Source organism: Actinoplanes awajinensis subsp. mycoplanecinus, assembly GCF_001509495.1.
Taxonomy (GTDB): Bacteria; Actinomycetota; Actinomycetes; order Mycobacteriales; family Micromonosporaceae; genus Actinoplanes; species Actinoplanes palleronii.
In genome coordinates this window covers 24703-39218 of the sequence record NZ_LLZH01000294.1, presented here as the reverse complement: position 1 = coordinate 39218, position 14516 = coordinate 24703, and the positions used below count along the sequence as shown (strand labels likewise).

At 70.1% G+C, this 14516-nt stretch carries 13 protein-coding genes and 2 pseudogenes; 9 read left to right on the top strand and 6 right to left on the bottom strand.

Annotated features, from left to right (window positions below; translation table 11 throughout):
- The first annotated feature begins 96 nt into the window (after nucleotides 1–96).
- A complete protein-coding gene (locus ADL15_RS33605) occupies nucleotides 97–1995 on the top strand; it encodes a hypothetical protein (protein WP_067699563.1) in 1899 nt (632 codons plus the stop codon).
- Between the two features lie 84 nt (nucleotides 1996–2079).
- The gene (locus ADL15_RS33600; RefSeq protein WP_067699561.1) at nucleotides 2080–2673 is read left to right on the top strand and encodes a carboxypeptidase-like regulatory domain-containing protein; all 594 of its coding nucleotides are present in this window, start codon (nucleotides 2080–2082) and stop codon (nucleotides 2671–2673) included.
- 181 nt (nucleotides 2674–2854) lie between these two features.
- On the opposite strand, the gene ADL15_RS33595 is transcribed toward ADL15_RS33600, so the two are convergent.
- From ADL15_RS33595 to ADL15_RS33580, 4 genes are all read right to left on the bottom strand, one after another.
- Nucleotides 2855–3430 carry a single stranded DNA-binding domain-containing protein gene (locus ADL15_RS33595; protein ID WP_198171125.1) on the bottom strand — a complete coding sequence of 192 codons (576 nt, stop codon included), beginning with the start codon at nucleotides 3428–3430 and terminating at the stop codon, nucleotides 2855–2857.
- A gap of 263 nt (nucleotides 3431–3693) precedes the next feature.
- Nucleotides 3694–4278: a hypothetical protein gene (locus ADL15_RS33590; protein WP_157441766.1), complete on the bottom strand. Its 585-nt coding sequence runs from the start codon at nucleotides 4276–4278 to the stop codon at nucleotides 3694–3696.
- 805 nt (nucleotides 4279–5083) lie between these two features.
- Entirely contained in the window at nucleotides 5084–6835 is a 1752-nt protein-coding gene (locus tag ADL15_RS33585; RefSeq protein ID WP_067699555.1) for a sensor histidine kinase, read from the bottom strand.
- Nucleotides 6832–7524 carry a response regulator transcription factor gene (locus ADL15_RS33580; RefSeq protein WP_067699838.1) on the bottom strand — a complete coding sequence of 231 codons (693 nt, stop codon included), beginning with the start codon at nucleotides 7522–7524 and terminating at the stop codon, nucleotides 6832–6834. The genes ADL15_RS33585 and ADL15_RS33580 overlap by 4 nt, the downstream gene beginning before the upstream one ends.
- 126 nt (nucleotides 7525–7650) lie before the next feature.
- Here ADL15_RS33580 and ADL15_RS33575 point away from each other — a divergent pair, with 126 nt between their 5' ends.
- The 7 genes and pseudogenes from ADL15_RS33575 to ADL15_RS56890 all read left to right on the top strand — a co-directional run.
- Nucleotides 7651–8742 (top strand): efflux RND transporter periplasmic adaptor subunit, encoded by a 1092-nt coding sequence (locus tag ADL15_RS33575; protein WP_198171123.1) that lies wholly within the window; start codon nucleotides 7651–7653, stop codon nucleotides 8740–8742.
- Nucleotides 8739–9434, top strand: a complete 696-nt coding sequence (locus ADL15_RS33570) for an ABC transporter ATP-binding protein (RefSeq protein ID WP_067699553.1) — start codon at nucleotides 8739–8741, stop codon at nucleotides 9432–9434. Before ADL15_RS33575 ends, ADL15_RS33570 begins: the two co-directional genes overlap by 4 nt.
- Nucleotides 9431–10609 (top strand): ABC transporter permease, encoded by a 1179-nt coding sequence (locus ADL15_RS33565; protein ID WP_067699551.1) that lies wholly within the window; start codon nucleotides 9431–9433, stop codon nucleotides 10607–10609. Before ADL15_RS33570 ends, ADL15_RS33565 begins: the two co-directional genes overlap by 4 nt.
- Before the next feature lie 13 nt (nucleotides 10610–10622).
- Nucleotides 10623–11186, top strand: a complete 564-nt coding sequence (locus ADL15_RS33560) for a hypothetical protein (protein WP_067699549.1) — start codon at nucleotides 10623–10625, stop codon at nucleotides 11184–11186.
- 184 nt (nucleotides 11187–11370) lie between these two features.
- Nucleotides 11371–11676, top strand: a pseudogene (locus tag ADL15_RS57180) (RNA polymerase sigma factor); the annotation flags it as partial.
- 25 nt (nucleotides 11677–11701) lie between these two features.
- Nucleotides 11702–12016: a sigma factor-like helix-turn-helix DNA-binding protein gene (locus ADL15_RS51985; RefSeq protein ID WP_083972096.1), complete on the top strand. Its 315-nt coding sequence runs from the start codon at nucleotides 11702–11704 to the stop codon at nucleotides 12014–12016.
- Nucleotides 12017–12063: 47 nt separating this feature from the next.
- Nucleotides 12064–12213: pseudogene (locus ADL15_RS56890) on the top strand (IS5 family transposase); the annotation flags it as partial.
- Between the two features lie 70 nt (nucleotides 12214–12283).
- Here the strand turns inward: ADL15_RS56890 and ADL15_RS33550 are convergent.
- Nucleotides 12284–13660, bottom strand: coding sequence for a HAMP domain-containing sensor histidine kinase (locus ADL15_RS33550; RefSeq protein WP_232344720.1), 1377 nt, complete (start codon nucleotides 13658–13660; stop codon nucleotides 12284–12286).
- 68 nt (nucleotides 13661–13728) lie between these two features.
- A complete protein-coding gene (locus tag ADL15_RS33545; protein ID WP_203824810.1) occupies nucleotides 13729–14412 on the bottom strand; it encodes a response regulator transcription factor in 684 nt (227 codons plus the stop codon).
- Between the last annotated feature and the right edge of the window lie 104 nt (nucleotides 14413–14516).

The following is a 14516-nucleotide window of genomic DNA, read 5'->3' as shown; positions in this document are numbered from 1 at the left end:
CCAACTGCCCACAACCTGGCAAGACTGGCATCGACACATCAACCTACGTGACTATTTCCGCACGTGGGTGTATGCCTTCATCGGTGAAGGAGACCCATGTTCAGGACTCGCCTCCTGGTGGCCGCCACCGCGCTCGCCACCGCGCTCGCCTGGCTCGCAGTCCCCGGGAACGCTTCAGCGGCTCCCGCGGCGGACACGCGCCACGTGCAGAAGGTCGGCACCGGCTCATACCAGGTGACCGGTACCGGCAGCGGACTGCCCGCATCGCTCGACACCGAGATTCGCCGCGACGCGGAACCGGATGCCGGTCTTACCGCCGCCACGGGGCCGTCCGGCGCGCATCGCAGCCTGGCGCCGCTTCGCCGTGCACCGGGCACGGCGAAGGGCGCGGCCGGCCCGGTACACACCAATCCACGGCTGTTGCGCAGCTTCGACGGGCTCAACCACCGTGACCAGCGCACCGCCAACAACGGCAACCAGTTCAGCCTGGAGCCGCCGGACCAGGCGCTGTGTGTGGGCAACGGCTACGTCGTCGAGGCCGTCAACGACGCCTTCCGGGTGTACAACCCGGACGGCAGCGGGCGTACCGGTGTGGTCGACCTCAACACGTTCTACGGGTACCCGCCGGCGATCAACCGCACCACCGGCGTCTTCGGACCGGAGATCACCGATCCGACCTGCCTCTACGATCCCACCACGCGGCACTTCTTCCTGGTCGTGCTCACTCTCGAGGCGACGGCGGAGGGCGACCTGACCGGCGCCAACCACCTCGACATCGCGGTGACCCCGGACCCGGCCGGCACCTGGGACATCTACCGGCTCGACGTGACCGACGACGGCAGCAACGGCAGCCCCGTGCACCCGAACTGCCCGTGCATCGGCGACTACCCGCACATCGGCGTGGACGCGCACGGGTTCTACATCACGACCAACGAGTACTCGTTCTTCGGTACCGAGTACAACAGCGCGCAGATCTACGCGTTCAGCAAGCGGGCGCTGGCCCGCGGGGACGCCGACGTGCTGGTCACCCAGCTCGACACGACCGCGGCCGACCAGGGCCGCAACGGCTTCACGATCTGGCCGGCGCAGTCGCCCTCGACCCGCGATTACGACGAGGCCCGCCACGGTACGGCGTACTTCCTGTCGTCCAACGCCGCCGAGGAGGCCACCGGCACCCAGGAGTACGTCTCCACCAGCATCGTCACCTGGTCGCTGACGAACACGAGATCTCTCGACACGGCCCGGCCGGACGTTCAGCTGCAGAACACCCGGGTCGGCGTACGCCGCTATTCGCTGCCGCCGCTCTCCGACCAGAAGCCCGGCCCCGTCCCGCTGGCCGAGTGCCTCAACGACGACCCCTGCGCCACGGTGCTCCTGGGTGAGCCCGACCCGGCCAAGCCGGAGGTCGAGTCGCCGCTGGACAGCAACGACACCCGCATGCAGCAGGTGACGTACGTGAACGGCAAGCTGTACGGCGCGCTGGACACGGCGGTCACCGTCGGCGGCGCGACCAAGGCGGGCATCGGCTGGTACATCGTGCGGCCACGGATCCAGCACGAAACGCTCCGGGCCGACCTGGTCGCGCAGGGCCAACTCGGCCTCGCCGGAAACAACCTGATCTATCCGGCGATCGGCATCAACGCGGCCGGCGACGGCGTCATGTCGTTCACCTTGGTCGGCACCGGGTACCACCCGTCCGCGGCGTACTCGGCGTTCGACGGGCGCACCGGGGCGGGAGCCATCTATCTGGCCAAGGCCGGCGTCGGGCCGCAGGACGGCTTCAGTGGCTACAAGGCGTTCGGCAATCCGCCGCGCCCTCGCTGGGGCGATTACGGCGCCACCGCGGTGGACGGGGCGACCATCTGGGTCGCCGCCGAGTACGTCGCGCAGAGCTGCACCCTGATGGAGTACGAGGCCGCTCCTTTCGGCAGTTGCGGTGGCACCCGTACCGCACTGGCCAACTGGGCCACCCGGATCAGCCAGATCAAGCCGTGAACCGATGAGGTCCGGGCCGCCCCGCCAACCTGGGCGGCCCGGACCCGCCGGAACCGGCCATCCGTCCGGAACCATCCAACCGGAATGCCACACACATCGCTCCGTGCCTTCGCCGCGGCGCTCGCCGCAGTCCTCGCCATGGCGCCGGCCGCCTGCGGGTCCGGCGCGCCCTCGGCTGGCCCGCCCACCCGCGGCCCGTCGCAGCGGCCGGTCCCGTCCGCCTCCGCCACCCCGTCTACCTCGGCGACCCCGTCCACCTGGGCCACCCCGTCCTCCTCGGCCACCCGGTCCGCCTCGGCAAGCAGCCGACCGCCGGCGGGTGGCGGCCTGCGTGGCCACACTGTCGTGGTGAACTGCCCGGTCGACCGCGCCGACCCGCCCTGCCCCGGCACTCCGGTCCGGGCCCGCGTCGTCATCCTGGACCGGACCGGCCAGACCACCCTCACCGCCGTCGAGACCGACACCGACGGCTGGTTCACGGTCGCGTTGGCGCCGGGCAGCTACGTGATCCGAGCGACCCCGATCGACGGCGTTACGGCGCGGCACGCGACGATCCGGCGGGTCACGGTCTCGGCCGGGCACCACGCGACGGTCACCATCAGGCTCATCACCGGCCTGCGTGGCGGCTCGGCGCCGGCCACGCCGATGCCAGAGCCGCACGGACCGAGCGCCGGCTGACGGCGGCCTTGACGATCAATCGCTGGTCGTGATGCGCGACCCGGAGGGCAACGAATTCCGCCTGATACACCGGGAACCCGGCGAGTCACGACACTGCGGCTGCGACGATCGACCCCCGGCCGGCACCATGGCGGAGCGACCACGCCATGCCTGCTCGCTCCGCCGCAGACAAGGGGGCTTTTCAGCTCGCGAGGATGGCGATGTCGGACGGGAACCTCGGAATGATCTCGTAGTGCGTGTCGAACTGGCTGCCGAACCCGGTGATCTTGACGGTCTTGCCCACCGTGAGCTGGGACAGGTCGATGTCGGGCTGGATGCTGACGAAGATGGTGAGTTCGCCGGTGCCGTCGTCGACGAGGAACTTGTAGCCGTACGGCAGGTCTGATGCCGGTGCCTGGGTGATGGTGGCGACCACGTAGACGAGGCGTCCCTCGCTGGCTTCGCCGACGGCGCCGGTAGCCAGCCGCACCGGGCGGATCGCGGGGCCGGTTCCGCCGACCTTGACCTGAGTAGGATCGGCCGGGACGAGGATGAGCAGGCCGTAGCTTTCCCGCAGTTGTCCGGTCACCCGGACTCTGTCTCGGGGAACGATGTTCGGATCCACCGCGGTGCTGACGTAAATTCCGGCGCTGTGGTCCTGCAGCCCGAAACCTTTGTCGAAGGAGCTGGACTCGAGCCAGCCCGAGGGGGTTGTCGCCGTTCCGCTGACCGTGACGACACTACCCAGCGGCAGCGTCCGCGCGTGGGCGATGGACATCGGGCGGGGCCGGACGGTAGCCGCGGATCCGGGTGCGGCGACGCCCACGGAGCCGAGCATCAAGACAAGCATCAAGGTGCAGCGCTGGAGTACGGACATGATCGCTCACTTCCGTCAGGGCCGAGGCTGACCGGCCCGGTAATACAGCGGTCTTTGGCGACGCCTATGCATCCGATGGCGTGGCAGCGAACCGGATGCGCCCCGGCAGCAGCGCATCGGCTGGCGCTGGGGGAGAAGGCGAAGAGGGCAGCGGCTCCGGAAATTCAGCCGCGCCAAGCTCCCTCCAGCTCTTTTGTCGTGTCGATTGCGTATCTCCTGACCAGCGGGCCGAACCCGGTAGTCGTCATGCCAAGAACCATTGTCGTCAAGATTTCATACAACGTATCGGCTTTCAGATCCTTGACCTTGTCGTTCCATTTGCCGAGGTCTTCGTCCTTGTCCTTGGTATCGAAGGTGGCCCTGATCGTGTTATTCCACAGCTTCTGGGTCTCGGCCGTGGCGCTGACATCCGGATCGAATCCGATGAACCATTTTTTCCCGTCTCCGTCCTCGATCACCTGCAGCAGAACGAAGGCGTGAAATCCCGTGCTTTTCGCGAACTTGCTCTGGTCTCCGCTGATCTCGGTGCCTCTGCCTTCGATGACGAGTGCCTGTCCCTTGTTCAAGGCAGCCTCGACCCCTTCCCATCTCTGAGGAATGGTCTTCGTCGGCGCCTTCATCATGGTTTTGAGCCAGCCGGACTTCTGCTCGGCTTTGGTCAGCATGGGCGCCAATGCCTCGGCCCGCACGAGGCACTTGCCAAGAAGCTGGCCGCCGGTATCGACATAGGCCTGCAGCCACTGTGTCAATTTGTCGAAAGTGCAGTCACTCGCCGACCCCAAGTTCGCGACGAACCTCTCTCACCCCGGTCAGGGCTCGTTCCATGGCACTACCCGATTCTATGTATTTCTGTTCGATTCTCGGCATGGCCACTCCAGGTACGAATCGCGCTGATGGGTTTGGCGAGAAAGGGTAGGGCACCACATCACCGTGCACAGTCGAGTGTCCGACAGGCCCGTTACTCACCCCCGGCACTCTGTCGTCGGCGCTGACGGGTCGCGTGTCCGGACGCCTGAGTTTGCGGCACGAGTGGTGCGCGGCTATGCCCCAGACGCGAATTCGGGCCGGCATCGGCATACGTCACCCCATCCGTACGCGGCCTGCCTGAGTAACTCGCCTCTTTGGACACGCGCGGATCCGTCGGCGACGGATGCGCCTTCGACCGCGGTGAGGTAGAGGTAGGGCAAGCCGGAGCGGTCGCAGAGTTCCTGGACCAGGCGCGACCTGCCGCCGGCCGCGGATCGCGACGGCGAGCCCCGTCCCGGTGCGGGTGATGTGGTCGATCCGCTTGGTCAACCTCCGCTAGGTAGACAGGTCGTGCGCCCGAGTGTGACCTTGACGGCTGAGGCATCTGCGGCTGTCGCGTCTCGCTGCTGCCACTGGCTCGTGAACTGGTAAAACGACCAAGAGGCGGGTTGCCGGCGACGGTCGCCGGGTGGCTCGCATGGTGCAACGTCCGCCGAGGAAGCGGTTGTTGAGGTGAGGTCGAACGGCTTCGCCACTTCGGTGGCAACACCACAGGTTCGGAGCGAGCGATCTTCGAGACACCCGACGTCAGCTCCCCAGCCGGGCCGGTACGGGTACCCGCACGGCGAACGTGCTGCCCACGCCCAGGGCGCTGACGGCGGTGATGTCGCCGCCGTGTGCCTGGGCCAGCTTGCGGGCGATCGACAGGCCCAGCCCGCTGCCGCCGGTGGCTCGGGTGCGGGCCTTGTCAGCCCGCCAGAAGCGGTCGAAGACGTGGGGCAGGTCCGCCACGGCGATGCCTTCGCCGGTGTCGGCGACCTCGACGACCAGGTGGCCGGCCTCGACGCGGGCCCGGACGCTGACGTGGCCGCCGCCGGGGGTGTGCCGGATCGCATTGGCGAGCAGGTTCCCCACGATCTGCCGGAAGCGAGCAGAGTCGACGACCGCCTCCGGGTCGGCGGTGACGGTGTGGTGCAGCGTGACGCCGCAGCGCTCGGCAGCGCCCCGATGCGCCTCGATCACCTGCACCAGCAGGCCGGCGACGAAGTAACGGTCCGGGTGCAGGGCGAGCGTGCCGGCGTCGGCCTCGGCGAGGTCGGCGAGGTCGGCGACGATGTGCTGGAGCAGGCCGGACTCCTCGAGCAGCAGGGTGACCAGATCCTGGTCGAGGTCTGCCAGTCCGTCCTGGCCGGCGGTCAGCCAGTTGCGGATGTTCGTCAGCGGGCTGCGGAGTTCGTGGGCGATGTCGTTGACCATGGTGCGTCGCTGGACCTCGCTGCGTTCGCTGCGTGCGGCAAGGTCGTTGAAGGCGCCGGCCAGGCGGCCGATCTCGTCGTTGCGGGCGATCGTCACCGGGGCCGGGCGAAGGGCGGCCCCATCGGCGGCGGCGGTGAGGGTGCGCAGCGGCCGGACCAGGCGCATGCCCACGACCAGGGTCGCGGTGACGGCGGCGAGCAGGACGAAGGCCGTGGCCCCGGCGATGCGCAGGGTGCTCGCGGCGGACAGTTCGAACACCGGTGTCGGCGGCCGGACGGAGCTACTCAGATACAAGTGGGCCGGCGGTGCGACGTACGGGCGGAGCTGGTCACGCCGGGCTGCGCTGACGCAGTCCTGGATGTCCTGGCTGCTGCCGCGCTGTTCAGTGTCTTTGTACCACCAGGAGAAGTCGACGTTGATCTCCACCGGGTTCAGGTGCCGGTAAGACAGACAGTCGGCCGTTTTGCGCCAGAGGGCCTTGAGCGCGAACGCCTCGACCGTGGTGGGTTCGTTCTCCCCGGACGTGCAGTCCATGCGCAGCCGGGGGATCCGTGCGGCCAGCCGGACGACCGAGCGCCCGCTCGGCTGCTCGACGAGTGTCGCCGGAGTGCCCTGTTTGAGCAGGCAGTCCATGCGCTTCTCGGCCCGGGCCCGTTGTAGGGCCTGGTCCTGCGGGCTCAGTCGGTACGGGCCGACCGCGCGGGGGTCGATGATGCCGGTGGTGGTGTCGAGCGGGTCGAGAATCGCGGCGGGCCGGCCGGGAAGCGTGCCGCCCGGGTGGGTGGTGGCGATCGGCTCACCCTGCATGGTGGTCAGGGTGATCTGCCGGCCGGTCTCCTCGCCGAGGTGCCGGACGGTCAGCTCGACGCCGTCCCAGCCGGGGTGCGTCGCCGCGAAGCCGAGCAGCGTGTCGTAGATCTGGGAGTCGCCTGCCAGCGACTGGCTGCGTTCCTCCTGGACCGCGCGGGTCGCAGTCTTTGCGGCCAGCCAGGCGGCGGTGCCGACCGACAGGACGACGATCAGGACCGAGGTGCCCAGCAGCCGCACGACGAGGCTGCGGTGCGGCGGGACGGGGCGGCTCATCCGGCGGAGCCGTCGGTGAGTTTGTATCCGACGCCGTGGACGGTCAGCAGGTACGCCGGGTTGCGCGGGTCGCGTTCCAGTTTGCGGCGCAGGTTCACCACGTGCATGTCGATGCCCCGGTCGGTGGCGTTGCGGTCCAGGCCGCTGATCCGGTCGACGAGCTGGCGGCGGGTGAACACCCGTCCCGGCTCGGCGGCCAGGACCGCGAGCACGGCGAACTCACCACGGGTGCAGGGCACGTCGCGCTCGCCGGCGCGGACGACATGACCGGCCGTGTCGACGGTGAGCGCGCCGACCCGCAGCGTCGTGTCGGCCGTGGGCCTCGGTGCCGCCCGGCGCAGCAGGGCGCGGACCCGGGCGACCAGCTCGCGGGGGTCGTATGGCTTGGCCAGGTAGTCGTCCGCGCCGAGTTCGAGGCCGAGTACCCGGTCGTCGGCGCTGGAGCGGGCGGTGAGCATCAGGATCGGCAGGTCGTGGTCGACCCGCAGGACCCGGCACACGTCCCGGCCGTCGATCTCGGGCATCAGCACATCGAGGATGAGCAGGTCGGGCACCCGTCGACGGATCGCGGTGATCGCGGCGCGGCCGTCGCCGACGACCACCGGGTCCCAGCCGGCCGCTTGCAGGTAGCGCCGGATGATCTCGGCCTGCCGGGGGTCGTCCTCCGCGATCAGGATTCTGGCGAGCACGGCCCGACTGTAGGCCAACCAGCCACGGCCGCCGGAAATCTGACAATCGCTCGACAAATCGCTGACCGGGCGGCGACGAACCTCCGGCACGGTGATCGACATGCGATCGACGGAACAGGATGACGGATGAGGCGGCAGGTGGGATCGTTCGCCGCCGCGGTGGCCGCTGCGGCAGGCGTGATTGCGGGAGTCAAGTGGTACGCCACTGCCGGCCCGCCGGCGCCGGTCCCGCGGGCCACCGTTGAGGTGGCGACCGTGGCCGTCGAGCGTACCGACCTGTCGACGGCCAAGACGATGCCCGGCAATCTCGGTTACGGCGTACCGCGGGCGGTCAAGGCGACCAGCGGAACAGTGACCTGGTTGCCGTCGGTCGGAGCAGCCGTCAAGCGCGGTGGGGTGCTCTATCGCAACGACGACCATCCGGTCGTCGTGCTCTACGGGACGACACCGTTGTTCCGCGAGCTCAATGGCCCCGATCTGACCGGCCGTGACGTCCGGGTGGTGCTGGACAACCTGCGCGCCCTCGGCTACCCGGTCAGCGACCAGCCGCAGCAGACCAAGCCGAAACCTCCGAAACCTCCGGTACGCCCGGGCGACGGCGTTCTCACCCCGCAGGCGATCCTGGCGATCAAGGCGTGGCAGCTCGACGCCGGACTGCCGGTGACCGGCGTGATCAAACCGGCGGACGTCGTCGTGCTGCCCGGCCCCACCCGGGTCAGCCGGGTCACCGCGCAGGTCGGCGACCCGGCGTCCGGCGAGATCCTCGCCGTCACCGGCAGCAAGAAAGCGGTCACCGTTCCGGTCCGGGTGAGCGAACTCGGCTCGATCAAGACCGGCGTCGCGGTACAGGTGGAACTGCCGGGAGGCAGTACGACGCCCGGCAAGGTCTCCCGGATCGACCGGAACGCCCGCCCCGCCGAGGCGGACGGGCAGGATGCCACTGCGGCCGAGGTCGATGTCACGGTCACCGTCCAGGACGCCAAGGCGGTCAAGAACCTCGACTCCGCGCCCGTCCAGGTGTCCTTCGCGGGGGAGTCGCGTAAGGACATCCTCGCGGTGCCGGTGGCGGCGCTGCTGGCGTTGCGCGAGGGCGGGCACGCCGTCCAGGTGGCCGGCGGGCGGCTGGTCGCGGTCGAGACCGGAATGTTCGCGATGGGCCTGGTCGAGGTCAGCGGCGACGGCCTGGCCGAGGGCACCCGGGTGGTCACCGTCTCATGACACCCACCCTGGCGACACCCGCCGTCCTGGCCGTGCACGACGTCAGCATGGTCTACGGCGGCGCCGTCACCGCCCTGGACCGGGTCTCGCTCACCGTGGCCGCCGGGGAGCTGCTGGCCATCGTCGGCGCGTCCGGATCCGGCAAGTCGACCCTGCTCAACCTCATGGGCACGCTCGACCGGCCCACCCGCGGCACCGTCACCGTGCTGGGGCACGACGTGGGTGAGCTGTCCGACCGACGGCTGTCCGCGCTGCGCGGGCGCGCCATCGGCTTCGTCTTCCAGCAATTCCACCTCACCGACGGGTTCACCGCCACCGAGAACGTGGGCACCGGCCTGCTCTACGCCGGGGTGCCCCGCCGGAAGCGACGCGCCACCGCCCGCGAGGCCCTCGACCGGGTCGGTCTCGGCCACCGGCTGGAACACCTGCCGCACCAGCTCTCCGGCGGGGAGAAGCAGCGGGTGGCGATCGCCCGCGCCCTGGCCACCCGGCCCGCCCTGGTGCTGGCCGACGAGCCGACCGGCGCCCTGGACACCGCCACCGGCCACGCCGTGCTCGACCTGCTGAGCCGGCTCAACGCGGAGGGGACCACCATCGCGGTGATCACCCACGACCGGGACATCGCCGCCATGCTGCCGCGCCGCGTCGAACTGCGTGACGGCCGGATCGTCGCTGATCTGAGGCAGTCGTGAGAACCGCCCGGCTGTCGCCGCTCGACGTCGTCTCGCTCGGGCTGATCGGCCTGAGGGTACGCCGGATGCGCGCGGTCCTCTCCGCACTCGGCATCGCCATCGGCATCGCCACCATGGTCGTGGTGATGGGCATCCCGGCCTCCAGCCAGCGGGCCCTGATGCGTGACCTGGCCGGGCTCGGCACCAACTTGTTGCAGGCCAGTGCCCTGCCCGACCAGCAACCGCCGGTAGCACTCGACGAGCACGCCGCCGCGATGGCCACCCGGATAGCCCCGGTCACCGCCGCCGCCGCCGTGGCGAACACGCACAGCATCATCGCCCGCAACGAACGTGCCGACAACGCTGCGGCCACCACGGTGCTCGCCGCCCAGCCGGGCATCCTCGCGCTGCTCGACGGCACGGTCCACGCCGGCCGCTGGTTCGACCCCGTCACCGCGAACTTTCCCACCGTCGTCCTGGGTTCGGAGGCGGCCGGCCGGCTCGGCATCCAGGACACGGCCGGCGGCCCGCAGCTGTTCATCGGCGGCCGCTGGTTCACCGTCACCGGCATCCTCGACCCGATCCCGCTCGCACCCGAGATCGACCGGTCGGCGCTGGTCGGCTGGCCCGCCGCCCGCCGCGAACTGGGCTTCGACGGCCGTCCGACCGTGGTCTACGTCCGCAGTGCCGAGCCCGCCGTCGAGGCGGTCCGCGACGTGTTGCCGGCCACCGTGCTGCCCGGCGCGCCCGGCATGGTGCGGGTCACCCGCCCGTCGGACGCGCTCGCGGCCAAACGCACCACCGAAACCACCTTCAGCGCACTCTTCCTCGGCCTGGCCGCAGTGGCCCTGCTCGTCGGGGGCATCGGGGTGGCCAACACGATGGTCATCTCGGTGCTGGAACGCCGCCGGGAGATCGGGCTGCGCCGCGCCCTTGGTGCACACCGCGGCCAGATCCGCACCCAGTTCCTCGTCGAGTCGGTAGCCCTGTCCGTCCTCGGCGGCGTCGCCGGGAGCGTGCTGGGCGCGGCCGCGACCGTCGGCTATGCGGTGCACCAGCACTGGCCGCCGGTGATCCCCATGTCCGCGCTCGGTGCCGGTACCGGCGGCGCCCTGCTCATCGGGGTGATCGCGGGTGTCTACCCCTCAGTGCGTGCTGCTCGTCTCACCCCGACCGAAGCCCTTGCCACCACCTGACGAAAGGTCCGCCATGCCCAAGAAGTTCACGCTCGCCTGCGCCTTGGCCCTCGGTCTCCTCTCCGGTTGTTCCGGCAACGCGCCGGATTCGGCACCGGAAGTGGTGTCGCTGCAATCCCCGGGCGGCCCGGTGACCGTGTCCTCGGCCGCGACGCAGGCCGCACCGGTGATCCGGCCCGACACCACGTTCGCGGAGGAGGCTCGGATGCAGCAGCCCTGGATGCAGTGTCTGAAGAGTCGGGGCGTGCCGATGCGGACGACCGAGGACGGACTGCTGGACCTCGGCGGTTCCGGGAACTCGGAAGAGACCAACGGGCGCCTCATCGCGAGGAAACCGGAGAACGAGAAGGCCTGCGGGAAGCTCCGGCCGGTTCTCGCCCCGGAGCTGGACGAGGAGAAGAACCCGTACTACGCCGACGACGACGACAACTACCACAAGTGCCTCGTCGCGCACGGCGAACCGCTGATCAAGAAGGACGGCAAGTGGCAGCCCGGACCCGGCTGGAACGATTGGACTCCCGACGAGGCCATGGGACTCGCCTGCCAGGCCGCAGCGTTCGACGGAAAGCGGGGCTGACTCTCCATCAAACCCCGGGGCTTGCCACCACCGCTCCGTCAAAGCGGGGGAACTCATAGGAGCCGCCCGCGCCGCGGCGCAGTCGTACGAAGGCTTGATCGGCGTCGGCTATCGCCTCGGATTGCACATCCTGTGCGGGCCGTCCGTCAGCGATTTTCTGCCAGTTGGTCCGGGCGAGTACGCGATGAACAGCGGGTCACGTCCGCTGGCATTTCAGGAAACTGCGGTGCTGGGTGTGTCGATCAGGGTGGGGCCGACAGGTAAAGGGTGTGAGCGAGGAAAACGACTGATGAGTTCCGACGAGCGGCGCTTCCGGGCCTTGCACGCCGAGGCGTACGACGACCTGGTGCGGTTCGTCCGCCGGCGGGTGCCGGCTGACGACGTCGAGGACATCGTTGCGACGGTGTTCATGACCGTGTGGCGACGCCTCGGCGATGTGCCCGCCGACGCACGGCCGTGGCTGTTCGCCGTCGCCCGCAATGTCATGGCCAACCAGGCGCGGGTACGGCTGCGTCATGGCGTCGTCGACGTCCGCATGGTCACCGCCGCAGAGTCGTGGCAGCCCGACGCTGACGGCCGGTACCGCCACCCGCATCGACCTGGTCCGCGCCTGGTGGACGCTGACCGCCGCCGACCGGGAGGTGCTGGCGCTGGTTGCGTTCGACGGACTGGCCCCCGCGCAGGCGGCGGTCGTGCTCGGATGCCGCCGGTCCACGTTCACGATGCGCCTCACCCGCGCCCGGCGGCGGCGAGCCGCCCTCGACGCGGGACGAGGCCCGGCACCTATCGACGACGTACGGGGAAGGCAAGACTCATGGAGCGAAGCATGACCGGTGACCTCGCCGCCGTCGCGAGGCCCCGGCCTGCATTCGCAGCTTTCTATTTCGCGTTGTGGTGTGACAACGGCACCGACCAGGTGATTCACGATCTGCTGCGCTGCCAGACACGGGAGAAGGCCGGCCGGGCCGTGGACCCGTCCGCAGTCGCGATCGACATCCAGTCGCTCCGGGCGGCAAATCATGGTCCAGGCCGGCAGCGACCCGCAGGACACCGGCGCCGACCTCCGCGGCCGGTCGGCGGCCGCACCCAGAGGCGCATCAGCGCACCGCGGTGTCCTCCCCGGCGGTCAACCACTCGCTTGTGGTGGGCGGGGAGGCGGCCGGAAGGCCGACCTGAAGCAGCGCGCCACCGCGTGCGGAGCGGGCGACGCCGGCCCGGCCGCCGTGGGCATCGACGACCCGCTGCACGATCGACAGTCCGAGACCAGATCCCGGCAACGCCCGGGCGCTGTCGGCACGGTAGAACCGGTCGAAAACCCGCGGTACGTCGGCGGCGTCGATACCCGGGCCGGCGTCGTCGACCTCGAGCACCGCCCACGCGCCCTCGGTGAAGAGCCGGACCTGGACCGGCTGGTCCGCGGGGGACCACTTGCCGGCGTTGTCGATGAGGTTGAGCACAGCCCGCTGCAGCGCCGCGGGCCGCCCACTCACCCACACGGAGCTCACGTCGAGCGCGACCTCGATGTCGGGCATGCGCGAACGGGCCCGGGTCGCGGCGGCCACCACCACGTCGGCGAGGTCGATCAGCTCGGTGCTCTCGTCGCTGACATCGCCGCGGGCCACCTCGGTCAACTCGGCGGCGAGGGTGCTCAGCTCGGCCAGCTGGGCGCCGAGATCGTGGAGCAGCCGGGTCCGGCTCTCCGCCGGCAGCGCGCTGTCCAGGGTACCGCGCCGATCGAGCCGGATCAGCAGCTCGACGTTGAGGCGCAGGCTGGTGAGCGGGGTCCTGAGCTCGTGCGCGGCGTCCTCGGCGAGCAGCCGCTGGGCCTGCCGGGAGTCCCGCAGCGCGGTGAGCATGTTGTTGATCGACTGGGTCAGCCGCCGGATCTCCCCGCCGCCCTCGTCCGGGATGTCGGCGTCGAGATCCCGGGTCTGCGCGACATGTACCGCGGCGGCGGTCAGCCGGTCGATCGGTGCCAGCCCGGTCCGGGCCACGGCCCGCCCGACCAGGGCGCCACCGGCCACGCAGAACAGCCCGATCAACAGCATGCCGAACCCGAACTCGTTTATCGGGCTGTCGTCGGCAAGGTCGGCCACCTGAACCGCGCCGTCGCCCGACCGCAGCGTGTAGACGCGGTAGCCGTCGTTCCAGTCGGTCGACTCCAGCAGGTCGGTAGCCGCGCCTTGCGCCACGCGCCGGGCGTCCTCGCTGACCGGGGGCAGCGCCGGCTGGCCGACCGGCGTCCGGGTCGAACCGTCGGGCAGGATGACCCGCACCAACCTGCCGGATCCCGGGTACGGCGGCAGCGGGACCTGCGCCAGACCGGCGCGCTCCGCGTTGGCTGCCAGGACGCGGGAGTCGGCGTGCAGCTGATCTGCGGCGGTGGCCCGTAGCTTGCGGTCCATCAGCTCGCTGGCCACTTGGAAGGACACGAACACGCTGACCGCGATGGCGGTCGCTGCGATCACCGTCATCCTGGTTCGCAAGGACTGTCGGCGCCACCACCGGATCCACCGACGCGGCCCCCGGCCCCCGGACCTGGTCACGGAGGAGTCTCCCGCAACGTGTATCCCAGTCCGCGCAGCGTGTAGATCAATCGGGGCTCACCCTCGGCCTCCATCTTGCGGCGCAGATAGCTCACGTACACCTGGAGGTTGTTGGCGGTGGTGCTCATGTCGAAACCCCAGATCGCCTCGAACAGCGCGTCGCGGCTCAGCACCCGGGTCGCGTTGCGCACCAGGACCTCCAGGAGGGAGAACTCGGTCCGGGTCAGGCGCAGCGACCGCCCGCCACGCCACGCCTCGAACCGGTCGGGATCGAGCCGCACGTCGGCGAACGACAGGACCGGCGACTCCCCGCCGGCCGGCGCGCGCCGGCGCAGCAGGGCCCGCACCCGGGCCAGCAACTCCTCGGTGGCGAACGGCTTGGGCAGATAGTCGTCCGCGCCCGCGTCCAGGCCCGCGACCCGGTCGGAGACCTGATCCCGGGCAGTCAGCATCAACACGGGCAGATCCCGGCCCGCCGCCCGCAACCGCCGGCAGGTCTCCAACCCGCCGAGGCGGGGCATCATCACGTCCAGGATCAGCAGATCCAGCGTGTCGCCGCCGGCCCCGGCGACCCCGTCGAGTACGGCGAGACCGTTGGCGACGGTGCTGGTGTCATACCCCTCGACCTGGAGCACGCGCTCCAGCGACTCACGGATGGCCGCCTCATCATCCGCGATCATGATCCGCACGCCCGCCCACCCCTCTGATCGATGTCTTCGACGCTCATCCTCCCCGACCAACCTGAGGTCAGTATTAAAGATGCCGCCGCTTTGCCGTGCTCACG

What these genes read in the sequence shown, in the direction of transcription:
- ADL15_RS33545 (WP_203824810.1), bottom strand. Translation starts at nt 14,412, where the DNA reads ATGATCGCGGATGATGAGGCGGCCATCCGTGAGTCGCTGGAGCGCGTG.
- ADL15_RS33575 (WP_198171123.1), top strand. Translation starts at nt 7,651, where the DNA reads ATGAGGCGGCAGGTGGGATCGTTCGCCGCCGCGGTGGCCGCTGCGGCA.
- ADL15_RS33585 (WP_067699555.1), bottom strand. Translation starts at nt 6,835, where the DNA reads ATGAGCCGCCCCGTCCCGCCGCACCGCAGCCTCGTCGTGCGGCTGCTG.
- ADL15_RS33570 (WP_067699553.1), top strand. Translation starts at nt 8,739, where the DNA reads ATGACACCCACCCTGGCGACACCCGCCGTCCTGGCCGTGCACGACGTC.
- ADL15_RS33560 (WP_067699549.1), top strand. Translation starts at nt 10,623, where the DNA reads ATGCCCAAGAAGTTCACGCTCGCCTGCGCCTTGGCCCTCGGTCTCCTC.
- ADL15_RS51985 (WP_083972096.1), top strand. Translation starts at nt 11,702, where the DNA reads ATGGCGTCGTCGACGTCCGCATGGTCACCGCCGCAGAGTCGTGGCAGC.
- ADL15_RS33600 (WP_067699561.1), top strand. Translation starts at nt 2,080, where the DNA reads ATGCCACACACATCGCTCCGTGCCTTCGCCGCGGCGCTCGCCGCAGTC.
- ADL15_RS33595 (WP_198171125.1), bottom strand. Translation starts at nt 3,430, where the DNA reads ATGTCCATCGCCCACGCGCGGACGCTGCCGCTGGGTAGTGTCGTCACG.
- ADL15_RS33605 (WP_067699563.1), top strand. Translation starts at nt 97, where the DNA reads ATGTTCAGGACTCGCCTCCTGGTGGCCGCCACCGCGCTCGCCACCGCG.
- ADL15_RS33550 (WP_232344720.1), bottom strand. Translation starts at nt 13,660, where the DNA reads ATGACGGTGATCGCAGCGACCGCCATCGCGGTCAGCGTGTTCGTGTCC.